General features: G+C 68.9%; 7 protein-coding genes. 4 read left to right on the top strand and 3 right to left on the bottom strand.

The window, feature by feature from the left end:
• Nucleotides 1-96: 96 nt before the first annotated feature.
• Nucleotides 97-828, bottom strand: a complete 732-nt coding sequence (locus tag AC6JA9_RS21985) for a hypothetical protein (RefSeq protein WP_497957777.1) — start codon at nt 826-828, stop codon at nt 97-99.
• A gap of 298 nt (nt 829-1,126) precedes the next feature.
• On the opposite strand from AC6JA9_RS21985, the gene AC6JA9_RS21980 reads away from it, so the two are divergent.
• Both AC6JA9_RS21980 and AC6JA9_RS21975 read left to right on the top strand, forming a co-directional pair.
• Nucleotides 1,127-3,514, top strand: a complete 2,388-nt coding sequence (locus tag AC6JA9_RS21980; protein WP_223748987.1) for an ABC transporter permease — start codon at nt 1,127-1,129, stop codon at nt 3,512-3,514.
• Nucleotides 3,515-3,760: 246 nt separating this feature from the next.
• A complete protein-coding gene (locus AC6JA9_RS21975) occupies nt 3,761-5,887 on the top strand; it encodes a S46 family peptidase (protein WP_223748986.1) in 2,127 nt (708 codons plus the stop codon).
• A 146-nt stretch (nt 5,888-6,033) separates the two neighbouring features.
• On the opposite strand, the gene guaA is transcribed toward AC6JA9_RS21975, so the two are convergent.
• Nucleotides 6,034-7,587, bottom strand: a complete 1,554-nt coding sequence (gene guaA / locus AC6JA9_RS21970; RefSeq protein WP_223748985.1) for a glutamine-hydrolyzing GMP synthase — start codon at nt 7,585-7,587, stop codon at nt 6,034-6,036.
• Nucleotides 7,588-7,672: 85 nt separating this feature from the next.
• Here guaA and AC6JA9_RS21965 point away from each other — a divergent pair, with 85 nt between their 5' ends.
• Nucleotides 7,673-8,305, top strand: coding sequence for a hypothetical protein (locus tag AC6JA9_RS21965; RefSeq protein ID WP_223748984.1), 633 nt, complete (start codon nt 7,673-7,675; stop codon nt 8,303-8,305).
• Between the two features lie 94 nt (nt 8,306-8,399).
• Here the strand turns inward: AC6JA9_RS21965 and guaB are convergent, their stop codons facing one another.
• Entirely contained in the window at nt 8,400-9,857 is a 1,458-nt protein-coding gene (gene guaB, locus AC6JA9_RS21960) for an IMP dehydrogenase (RefSeq protein ID WP_141324073.1), read from the bottom strand.
• Nucleotides 9,858-10,032: 175 nt separating this feature from the next.
• On the opposite strand from guaB, the gene AC6JA9_RS21955 reads away from it, so the two are divergent.
• Nucleotides 10,033-12,333, top strand: a complete 2,301-nt coding sequence (locus AC6JA9_RS21955; RefSeq protein WP_497957776.1) for a TIGR02266 family protein — start codon at nt 10,033-10,035, stop codon at nt 12,331-12,333.
• Nucleotides 12,334-12,382: the final 49 nt, after the last annotated feature.

The following is a 12,382-nucleotide window of genomic DNA, read 5'->3' as shown; positions in this document are numbered from 1 at the left end:
GCCTGGGCACCGGAAGAATGTTCTTGGGGCCGGTTCGAACATTCCTGAGGGGCCGCGGAACATTCTCCGCGTCCCAGGAATGTTCCGAGGGCCGGCTTACCGGCGCTTTTTCTTCTTCGAGGGCGCTGGAGCCGGCGCCGGCTTCTCCTTTTCGCCGGCGATCTGGAACGTGGTCCGGAGCTCATCGACCTCGCGGCCCAGGGTGTCCGTGAAGGCGGTGCCGCTCTGGGCATCGACGACCAGCGTGTACGAGAAGCCAGTCTTCAGCGGCTGGGGCAGGACGATGCGGTAGACGAGCTTGTCGTCGGATTCCTCGGCGACGTCGTCGGAGACCATGGCGCGTTCGGCCTCGTCGAACAGGCGGACCCGGTAGTTGCGCAGGCCGTGCGAGGCCGTGAGCTCGAGGCTGGACGTGGGCTGGATGAGGGGCTTGTCGCCGGGTTCGAGGGAGATCTCCGCGAGGTCACTCGTGCCGGCATCGGCAAGGGGCTGGTAGCGCAGCGCGAACGTGGTCGGAGGCGGGGTCTTGGGGGCCTCGGGCACGGCGGCGACGCTCGCATCGGGGGCTCCGGGGGCCGTCTTGTCCGGGCAGCCAGTCAGGGCGAGCAGGCCGCAGCAGAACGCGGAGGCCAGCGCGGTTCGTCGAAGCAAACGCATGGCGGGCACGGTACGCGTCCAGCGTGGCCGCGAGAAGCGAGGAGTCGCGACCAGTGCCCAGCCGGGCAGGCGCTCGGTCCGGAACGAGGTTCGGTGAACGGTGCGCGGACAGGTCCGGCGTGATCCGGAACGAGGGACGACGAACAGTGTGCGGAAGGTCTGGGACGGCATGTCGGCTCAAGTGTCGGAGGTACGGGCAGAGGCTCCGGTGGGGCCCCAATTCAGGGGCTTCGGGAGGGACGCCAGGAGGCCCGGGGATGGCCCAGGAGAGCCCGCCGTCCACCCTGGTCTCCCTCTGTCGGAACGTCCGATAACATGCGTTATGTAAACTAAGCCCCTGGGGAACCAGGGGTCGATTTCGTCGGGTTCCGCCCCGCTGCCCCCCGGGCTTTCCGGGCGCCGTTCCGGCCGTTCCATCCGCCAAGATGCGGGCCTCCGCCCACCCACCAGCTTCACCCCGAACGGCCCCATGAGAGTCCTCGACAGCCTGCTCGCGGATGCACGCTTCGCGTTCCGCACGTTCCGTCGCGCGCCCGGCTTCGCCGCGGCAGCCATCCTCTGCCTCGCCCTGGGCATCGGCGCGAACGCCGTCATCTTCAGTGCCGTCCACGGCGTCCTCCTCCGCCCGCTGCCGTACGCCGAACCCGAGCGAATCGTCTCGCTCGTCGAGTTCCGTGCCCACGGCAGCGGCGGCCCGGTGTCCTGGCTCACGTTCTGGGACTGGCGCGACCAGGCCAAGGCCTTCGAGCACATCACGGCCTTCACCGTTGGCGGCTCCATCCTCCGCGCCGATGGCGACTCCGAGCGCCTCGAGGCCACCCGTGGCACCTCCGGCTACTTCGCCGTCCACGGCGTGCCCCCGTTGCTCGGCCGCACCTTCGTCCCCGGCGACGACCAGCCCGGCCATGAGCCCGTCGCCGTCCTCAACGAGGCCCTGTGGCGTCGCCGGTTCGGCGCCAATCCCGCCGTCCTCGGCCGCACGGTGCTCCTCGATGACATTCCTCACACCGTGATTGGCGTCGTCCCCGAGTCCTTCGACCCGAAGACGGACGTCTGGCTCCCGTTGGTCGCTCCCGCCGATGCCCGTGGCCGCTTCTCCACGCTGCTCTCGGTCCGCGCCCGGCTGGCCCCGGGCTTCACCGTCGAGTCCGCCCACCAGGAACTCGCGGCCGTCACCGCCGCCATCGCCGCCGCGAGCCCGGACGCCCTCAAGGAGCGCACCTCCCGCGTCGAATCGCTCTCCGAGGCCCGGACCCGCCTCTGGAGCGGCCCCTTGAAGCTCCTGCTCGGCGCCGTGGCCCTGGTCCTCCTCATCGCCTGCGCCAACGTCGCGAACATCCTGCTCGCGCGAGCCGGCGCCCGGCATCAGGAGCTCGCCGTTCGCGTGGCCCTCGGGGCCAGCCGCGCCCGCGTCATCCAGCAACTCCTCGTCGAGAGCCTCCTGCTTGCGCTCATGGGCGGCGCGCTCGGCGGATTGCTCGCGCGCTGGGGCCTGGACGGCCTGCTCGCCGTGGCCCCCGAGTCGATGCCTCACCGGGCGGCCATCGCCCTCGATGGGACGTCGTTCCTGTTCCTCGCGGCCATCTCCATCACCAGCGGCCTGGTCTTCGGACTGCTTCCCGCGCTCCAACTGTCCCGGCTCGACCTCCGGGGCTCCGTGCCGTCATCGGGCCGTCGGCTCCGCTCCTCGCTGGTCGTTCTGGAGCTGGCCCTCTGTCTGGTCCTGCTCGTCGGCGCGGGCCTGCTGGGCCGAGGCTTCCTCCAGCTCCTGGGGACCTCGCCCGGCCTGGCCTCCGAGCAGCTCCTCACGCTGCACATCGCCATCCCCGACAGCCGGTTCTTCAACGAGCAAGGTCTGGACGCCCGCGTCCCGCAGACGCTCCTGGAGCCCATCCTCGAGGAGGTCCGAGCCCTCCCGGGCGTGAGCGCCGCGGCGATGACCTCGCTCCTGCCCATCCAGCGCGCCTGGAACAACGCCCGCTACGTCATCGAGGGCGAGCCCCCGCCGGAGCCCGGCACCGAGCCCCGCGCCGAGCGACGCTCCACCAGCCCCGGGTTCTTCGCCACCGTCGGAATCCCGCTGCGCCAGGGCCGGGACTTCACCGCCTCCGACGCCGCCCCCGGCCAGCCCGCCACCGTCATCATCAACGAGACGCTCGCGCGCCGGCACTTCCCGGACGGCCAGGCCCTGGGGCGCCAGCTCCGCCTGGGTACCGGGCCGCACACCATCATCGGCGTGGTCGGCGACGTTCGGCAGGCCGGGCTCGACAAGACGCCGCTCGCGGAGCTCCACGTCCCATACGGACGCCCCTGGGGCGATGACAGCCTGGTCCTCGTCGCCCGGACGTCGGTGCCCCCCGAAACCCTCCTGCCTTCTGTCCGCGAGGCCGTGCGCCGCGTCGACTCGGGACTGCCCGTCTTCCGCGCCCTCACCATGGACCAGGTCATCACCGAATCGCTCGGCTTCCGCCGGCTCGTGCTCGGCCTGCTCGGAGGCTTCGCGGCGCTGGCCCTGGTGCTCTCCACCTACGGGCTCTACGGCGTCATCTCGCTGCTCGTCTCCCAGCGCACCCGTGAGCTGGGCATCCGCATGGCCCTGGGCGCCCGGCCGAGCGATGTCCTGAGGCTGGTCCTGGGCCAGGGCGCGAGGCTCGCGGGCGTAGGCATCGCCCTGGGGCTCGTGGGCGCCCTGGCGCTGACCCGCATGCTCGAAAGCCAGCTCTACGGCGTCACGGCGACAGATCCGCTGACCTTCATCGCCGTGGCCACCCTCTTCGCGCTCGTCGCCCTGCTGGCCTGCTGGCTCCCCGCGCGACGGGCCACCCGCGTGGACCCGCTCGTCGCCATGCGGACCTGAGTCGCCCCGAGGCCGCCCTCGACGCACCGCGACGGGCGGCCCGGGGAGCGACCTCATCCCAGGAACGGGCGCGAACACCCTGGAAATCACAGCCCAAGCCCCCACGTATGGCCCCAGCGCGAGGAATCCTCCGGCCGCTCGGATGTTCAGGGTGGTTGGGAATTCTTCCCGGCTTTTTTCCCGGTTGACCCACGCAATGGGTTACCGCAGAACCGCGACACCCCCGGCCCTGGAAAGGACCTGTCCATGAAACGGTTGTTCCTGATTGCCACCCTCGTCGGCGCCGCTCCGGCCCTGGCCGACGAAGGCATGTGGACGTACAACAACTTCCCGTCCGCGAAGGTGAAGGAGAAGTACGGCTTCGAGCCCACCCAGCAGTGGCTCGACAAGGCCCGGCTGTCGTCCGCGCGGCTCGCGGGCGGCTGTTCGGCCAGCTTCGTGTCCCCCAACGGCCTGGTGATGACCAATCACCACTGTGCCCGCGGCTGTATCGAGCAGCTCTCCGGCGCGAAGAAGGACTACATCGCCAACGGCTTCTACGCGAAGACCGAAGCCGAGGAGACGCAGTGCCCGGCGATGGAGATCAACCAGCTCGAGCAGATCACCGACATCACCGAGACGCTGAACAAGGCGACCCAGGGCCTGTCCGGCAAGCAGTACGCCGACACCCTGAAGGCGAAGATGTCCGAGCTGGAGCAGGCGTGCTCCGCGGGCGACGCCAAGGTGCGCTGTGACGCCGTCACCCTGTACCAGGGCGGCAAGTACAACCTGTACAAGTACCGCCGCTTCCAGGACGTGCGCCTGGTCATGGCGCCCGAGCACGCCATCGCCTTCTTCGGCGGCGACCCGGACAACTTCGAGTTCCCCCGGTGGGACCTGGACGTGACGTTCCTGCGCGTCTACCAGGACGGCAAGCCGGCCAAGACGGACAACTACTTCAAGTGGTCCGAGAAGAGCGCCAAGGAGGGTGACATCACCTTCGTGTCCGGCCACCCCGGCCGCACCTCGCGCGGGCTGACCATCGCGGAGCTGGAGTACCAGCGCGACGTGGCCATGCCGAAGATGCTGTTCATGATGTCCGAGCTGCGCGGCATGGTGTCCGAGTTCCAGAAGCGCGGCCCCGAGCAGAAGCGCATCTCCAACAACCTGCTGTTCGGCGTGGAGAACGGCCTGAAGGCGACCAAGGGCCGCCTGGAGGCGCTGCAGGACAAGAAGTTCTTCGGCCAGAAGGTCGCCGCCGAGCAGGACCTGCGCAAGAAGGTCGAAGCCAACCCGGAGATGAAGAAGAAGTACGGCGCCGCGTGGGATGAGATCGCCAAGGCCCAGGCGCAGATGGTCAACATCCGCAAGGACCTGTCCTTCGTCGAGCAGGGCGCGGGCCTCTCCTCCAGCCTGTACAGCATCGCCAAGACGCTGGTGCGCGCCTCCGAGGAGCTCCCCAAGGAGAACGGTCAGCGCCTGCGCGAGTTCAACCAGGCCAACCTGCCCGCGCTCCAGGCTCAGCTGTTGAGCCCCGCTCCCATCTACCCGGAGCTGGAGATCCTCCGCCTGAGCTTCGGCCTGACGAAGATGCGCGAGGAGCTGGGCTCCAACCACCCGTTCGTCAAGAAGGTCCTGGGCAACGAGTCCCCCGACAAGCTGGCGGCCCGCCTGGTGAAGGGCTCCAAGCTGTGCGTCCTCAAGGACGTCAAGGGCTCCAAGGTGTGTGACGTGTCCGCCCGCAAGAGCCTGTTCGACGGCGGCAAGGCGGCCATCGCGGCCTCCAAGGATCCGATGATCCAGCTGGCGCTGGCGCTCGACGCGGATGGCCGCGCGGTCCGCAAGAACTACGAGGAGAACGTCGACGCCGTCATCAAGAAGAACGCGGAGCTGGTGGCCAAGGCGAAGTTCGAGGTCTACGGCACCAACCAGTACCCGGACGCCACCTTCACGCTGCGCCTGTCGTACGGCTCGGTGAAGGGCTACATGGAGGACGGCAAGAAGGTGGAGCCCATCACCCAGATGGCGGGCACCTTCGAGCATGCCACGGGCGAGGAGCCCTTCGCGCTGCCGCCGTCCTGGCTGAAGAACCAGAAGAACCTCGATGGCGCCACGGCGATGAACTTCGTCACCACCAACGACATCATCGGCGGCAACTCCGGCTCCCCCGTCATCAACAAGGACGCGGAGATCATCGGCCTGGTGTTCGACGGCAACATCCAGTCGCTGGGCGGTGAGTACGGCTTCGATGAGAGCGTCAACCGCACGGTGGCAGTGCACAGCGACGCCATCATCGAGTCGCTGAAGAAGATCTACGGCGCCACCCGCGTCCTCGAGGAGCTGCGCCCGGGCAGCACCCAGGTGCCCACCGTCCCCACCAAGCCGGCGGGGTGATGCACCCTCCAGCGGACCGGGTCTTCAGACGAAGACCCGGCCCCTGAAGCAAGAAGAGGCTGCCTGGGCATCCACGCCAGGCAGCCTCTCTCGTTTTCTTCAGCGGGTATCGGGGCCCGCCGGTCGCGCGCCCCGCCCTGCCCCGCTCACTCCCACTCGATGGTGGCGGGGGGCTTGGAGGACACGTCGTAGGCGACGCGGTTGATGCCGCGCACCTCGTTGGTGATGCGCGTGGAGATGCGCTCGATGACCGGGTACGGCAGCCGCGCCCAGTCCGCCGTCATGCCGTCCACGCTGGTGACGGCGCGCAGCACGCAGGTGGACTCGTAGGTGCGCTCGTCGCCCATGACGCCCACGCTCTGCACCGGCAGCAGCACGGCGAAGGCCTGCCACACCTCCTTGTAGAGCCCCGCGGCGCGAATCTCCTCCTGGACGATGGCGTCCGCGCGGCGCACCAGCTCCAGGCGGGCCTCCGTCACTTCGCCCAGCACGCGGATGGCCAGGCCCGGACCGGGGAACGGCTGACGGGACACCATCTCCTCGGGCAGCCCCAGCTCGCGACCCAGCGCGCGGACCTCGTCCTTGAACAGCTCGCGCAGCGGCTCCACCAGCTTGAGCTTCATCGTCTCCGGCAGGCCGCCCACGTTGTGGTGGCTCTTGATGGTGACGGACGGGCCCTTGTACGAGACGGACTCGATGACGTCCGGGTACAGCGTGCCCTGGGCCAGGAACTCCGCGTCCTGGATGTCGCGCGAGGCCTCCTCGAACACGGCGATGAACTCGCGGCCGATGATCTTCCGCTTCTTCTCCGGGTCCGTCACCCCGGCCAGCGCGTCCAGGAACCGGGCCCGCGCGTCCACCGTCTTCAGCGGGACGTGGAAGCGGTCCACGAAGAGCGCCTCCACCTGGGCCCGCTCGCCCTGCCGGAGCACCCCGTTGTCCACGAAGATGCACTGCAGCCGGGGGCCGATGGCGCGGTGCAGGAGCAGCGCCGCCACGGAGCTGTCCACGCCACCCGACAGGGCGCAGATGACCCGGCCGTGCTCACCCACCTGCTTGCGGATGGTGGCCACCGCCTCGTCGATGAAGCCCTTCATCGTCCACGAGCCGGACACCTTGCAGTCGTTGAAGAGGAAGGCGCGCAGCATGGCCTTGCCCTGCGGGGTGTGCACCACCTCGGGGTGGAACTGGAGGCCGTAGAAGGGCTTGCTCTGGTGGGCCGCCGCCGCGAAGGGCGAGTTGCCGCTGCGACCGATCGCCTCGAAGCCCGGGGGCAGCTCCTCCACCCGGTCTCCGTGGCTCATCCACACCTGGACGCGGTCTCCCGGACGGAACTCCGAGAAGGGGCCGCGGGGGGCCAGCACCTCCACCTCCGCGTTGCCGAACTCGCGGTGGGCGCCCCGGTCCACGCGGCCGCCCAGCAGCTTGGCCGTGAGCTGCAGGCCGTAGCAGATGCCGAGCACGGGCACGCCCGCCTCGAAGACGAACGGGTCGCACCGGGGGGAGCCGGGCGCCTCCACGGACGCCGGGCCTCCCGAGAGGATGATGCCTCGGGGGGCGAAGCGGCGGATGTCCTCGGCCGGCAGGTCCGGGCGGTGGATTTCACAATAAACGCCCAGCTCACGGACCCGGCGGGCGATGAGCTGGGTGTACTGACTCCCGAAATCGAGGATCAGGATCTTCTCGGCGTGCAGGTCCACCGGAGTTTCTCCAAGGGGGCGTCGTTGACGGCTGGGGGCCCTTATCGCTACAAACTTCCGGAAAGCAACGCCCAAGTCCCCTCAAGTGTTCGAGGTCCGGATGCTCCGCCGCCTGTCCGCTTCCACTGCTGCGACCCTCTTGTTCCTCTCCGCCACTGGATGCGTGAAGGAAATCTCCTCTGACGAGCGGCTCGACCGCGAGACCCAGAACATGGCGGTGAAGGACACGCCAGGGGTCGCCGAGCTCCAGAAGCTCACCTGTGACGACACCAACGACGCGCTGGTCAAGGCCCGCAACGTCAACCGGCCCGAGACGGACCGGCTGGTGGACTACATCGAGCTGTACGGCTCGCTGCGAAAGCGCACCGCCACCTTCGAGGAGGCGATGAACCGCAACCCGGACCTGAGCTACCGCGAGGGCAGCCAGCAGTTCGTCAACGCCAAGGACAACTGCATCCAGCAGACGGCCGACATCCGCATCGAGTTCGAGACCTACGTGCGGGAGCTGGTCGAGGTGCCCACCGTGCAGGAGATCAAGGGCGGCAACGCCGTCACCATCGCCCGCCTGGACTTCGGCACCCTGCGCCAGGCCATCGAGGCGCTGGAGCCGGATGACAAGGACTCGCTGCTGGGCCGGGTGGCCAACGCGGAGAAGAAGATCTCCGCCGCGTCGCCCGCCGAGGAGCCCAGCGGCGGTGGCCGCAAGGGCCGCAAGTAGCCAGGCCGTCCGAGCCGGCTCCTGAGGGGCTGGCTCCCTTCGAGGGTCCGTGCCTCCTGGCGCGGGCCCTCTTTTCGTTTCCCCGCGGGGAGGCCTACTCCACGCGGTAGTTGGGCGCTTCCTCGGTGATGATGACGTCGTGCACGTGGCTCTCCTTGAGCCCGGCCGAGGTGATCCGCACGAAGGTGGCGTTCTTGCGCAGCTCCTCGATGGTGCCGCAGCCCACGTAGCCCATGCCGCTGCGGATGCCGCCCAGCATCTGGTGCACGTTCATGGCGAGCGTGCCCTTGTACGGCACGCGGCCCTCGATGCCCTCGGGGACCAGCTTCACCGCGTCCACGTCCGACTGGAAGTAGCGGTCCTTGGCGCCCTGCTTCATCGCGCCCAGGCTGCCCATGCCGCGGTAGCTCTTGTAGCTGCGGCCCTGGTACAGGATGACGTCGCCCGGGGCCTCCTCGGTGCCCGCGAAGAGCGATCCGATCATCACCGTGCTCGCTCCGGCCGCCAGCGCCTTCACGATGTCGCCCGAGTACTTGATGCCGCCATCGGAGATGATGGGGATGTCGTGCTTATCCGCTTCGCGGCAGCAGTCATCCACCGCCGTCACCTGCGGCACGCCCACGCCGGCCACCACGCGCGTGGTGCAGATGGAGCCGGGGCCGATGCCCACCTTCACCGCGTCCACGCCCGCCTGGATGAGCGCGCGCGTGGCCTCGGCCGTCGCGACGTTGCCGGCGATGAGCTCGAAGCCCTTGAAGTTCTTGCGCGTGTCGCGCACGCCATCCACCACGCCCTTGGAGTGCCCGTGCGCGGTGTCCACCACGATGACGTCCACGCCCGCCTTCACCAGCGCGTCGATGCGCGCCTCGCGGTCCGGGGACACGCCCACGGCGGCGGCGCAGAGCAGCCGGCCCTTGGCGTCCTTGGCCGCGTTGGGGTGCGTGCGGCGCTTCTCGATGTCCTTGATGGTGATGAGGCCGCGCAGCTCGAAGTCGTCGTTGACGACGAGCAGCTTCTCGATGCGGTGCTCGTGCAGGAGCTTCTGCGCGTCACCCTGGCTGATGCCCTCGCGGCCGGTGACGAGCTTGCGCGTCATCATGGCCTCGACCTTCTGGGTGAGGTTGGTCTCGAAGCGCACGTCGCGGCTGGTGACGATGCCCACCAGGCGCTTGCCCTTCACCACGGGGATGCCGGACACGCCGTGCTGGCGCATCAGCTCCAGGGCGCGGCCCAGCGGGGCCTCTGGGTCGATGGTGACGGGGTCCACCACCATGCCGCTCTCGAACTTCTTGACCTTGAGCACCTCGAGCGCCTGCTGCTCGGGCGTCATGTTCTTGTGGATGACCCCGATGCCGCCCTCCTGCGCCATCGCGATGGCGGTCCGGGCCTCCGTCACGGTGTCCATCGCCGCCGACAACAGCGGGATGTTCAGCCGGAGGTTGCGGGTGAGGCGGGTCGTCAGGTCGGTGTCCTTGGGGACAACCGAACTTTCGGCGGGCACCAGGAGGACATCATCGAAGGTGAGTGCGAGCCGGATCTCGGGGTTCAACATGGGCGGCGCTCCCGGGGCATGGGGCCCGCGAGGCACCAGCGCCCTGCGGGTGCGGTTCCATACGAGGTACGTTGCCGCCACGCAACCTGGAAGGGCGGACTTTTTGACGCCCGTTCACTCGCACTTCAAGCGATAATCCGACCGGAATTTCCACTCACGTCTCAGGAACCGGGCTTTGACGGAATCGAATCAGGCGGCGGTCGGGTTGGTCGTGAAGCTGCCATTCGCGACGCCAGAGGAGTTCCTGGCGAAGTACGGCGGCAACGTCACGCGCGGTGGCATCTATCTGCGCGCCCGCGCGGTGAAGCCGCCCGGCACGGCCGTCACCCTGGACCTGCGGTTGGCCAGCGGCGAGCGGTTGATCCACGCCCAGGCCGTGGTCCACTTCGTCACCGGACAGGGAGGCCAGGGCGTGGCCGGCATGGGCCTGCGCTTCCTGTCGTTGGACCCGCAAACGCGCCGCTTCCTCGACTCCGCGGTCGCCGCCCTGCCCCACGCCCAGTCGGACGTGCCTCCCGTCCCCTCGGGTGTCGGGGCCCCGGACTACACCGTCCCACCTCCCGCGGAGCAGGCCAACCCGCAGGTGGTGACCCAGCAGCAGGCCGCCAGCGCTCCGGTGGCCGCCGCGCCCGTGACGATGATGTCGGACGAGGCGCTGGACCTGAGCACGCAGGAGCCCAAGCGCGCGGGCGTGGTCATCGGCATCGACCTGGGGACGACGAACTCCTGCGCCGCGTATGTGCGCAACGGCAAGCCGGGCGTGCTCAACAGTCGTGAGGGGCACAACACGGTGCCCTCCATCATCGCCGTCAACACGCGCGGCAAGCTGGTGGTGGGCCACCCCGCGAAGGGGCAGATGCTCACCAACCCTCGACAGACGGTGTACGGCGCCAAGCGGCTGGTGGGCCGCGCGTACGACTCGGCCATCGTCGAGAACATCAAGGACAAGTTCCACTACGAGATCACCGCCGGCGCCAACGGCGATGCGGGCGTGAAGCTGTCCGACAAGGTCTACTCGCTGCAGCAGATCTCCGCGCTCATCCTGCGCGAGGTGCGCGAGGTGGCGCAGAACCAGTTGGGCCAGCCCGTCTCGCGCGCCGTCGTCACGGTGCCCGCGTACTACAACGACAACCAGCGCCACGCGGTGCGGGAGGCCGGCAAGCTCGCGGGCCTCTACGTCGAGCGCATCCTGAACGAGCCCACCGCGGCGGCGCTCGCGTACGGGTACGGGCGCAAGCTCAACCAGCGCGTGCTGGTCTACGACCTGGGCGGCGGCACCTTCGACGCGTCCGTGCTGGAGCTGGCCGACAACGTCTACGAGGTCATCTCCACCGGCGGCGACACGTTCCTGGGCGGCATCGACTTCGACAACGCCATCGTCACGTACCTGCTGGAGGAGTTCCAGAAGAAGACGGGCCGCACGTTCCAGGGAGACCGCGTGGCGCTCCAGCGCATCAACGACGCGGCGGAGCGGGCCAAGTGCGCGCTGTCCGAGCGTTCGGAGATGCGGGTGCATGTGGCCTTCGTCACGATGATCGACGACAAGCCCTACGACCTGGACGTCACGCTCACCCGGCAGAAGCTGGTGGAGCTGACGGAGGGGCTCGTCGACCGGACGGTGAAGGTCTGCGACGAGGTGCTCAAGGCGAAGAACCTGGGGCCCAAGGACATCGACGAGGTCATCCTCGTGGGAGGCCAGAGCCGCTTCCCGCTGGTGCACGAGAAGATCACCCGCTTCTTCGGCAAGGCTCCGAGCAAGGGCGTCCACCCGGACGAGGCCGTGGCGCTGGGCGCGGCGCTCCTGGCGCACAGCCTGGGACAGCTCGAGGGCGTGGTGCTCATCGACGTGCTGCCCATGGCCATCGGCGTGGGGCTGCCCGGCGGGCGCTTCAAGCCCGTGCTGGAGCGCAACACGTCGCTGCCCTCCACCAAGAGCTACACGCTGTCCACGCACCGTGACGGCCAGACGGAGCTGGAGCTCACCGTGTTCCAGGGCGACTCTGAACGAGCGTCCGACAATGAGTACCTGGGCACGCTCAAGCTCGCCGGCCTGCCCAAGCTGCCTCGCGGCGCGGTGCAGGTGACGGTGACCTTCGAGGTCAACAACGAGTCGCTCCTCAAGGTGACCGCGCGCGAGTCCTCGAGTGGGCGCGAGGTCACGAGCACGTTCTCCACGAAGGACACACCGGAGGCGGTGAAGGCCCGCCTCGCACAGCTCGACACGGAGAGTGCGGCGGCGAATGTACCGCCTCAACCCACCGCACCCTCCGCGCGCACCACGAGCACGTCCGGTGCGCGCGTCGTCAATCCGGTGCCGATGAAACCCGCGGCATCCACGCCTGCGGTGAATCGCACGCCCGCGGCGCGTCCGACAGCCGCGCAGCAAACCGCCGCTCCAGCGGTACCTGCGCTCGTCAGCCCGCCGCGGCAGCGTGGCTTCATGAAGTGGCTGAAGGGCTTGTTCGGTCGCGCCTGAAGCGCGATTTCATGCTGAGAGTGGATCAGCCCGTGCTCCACTTTCACAC

The organism is Myxococcus sp. MH1, assembly GCF_059738865.1.
This window is presented reverse-complemented; position numbering and strand designations above follow the sequence as displayed.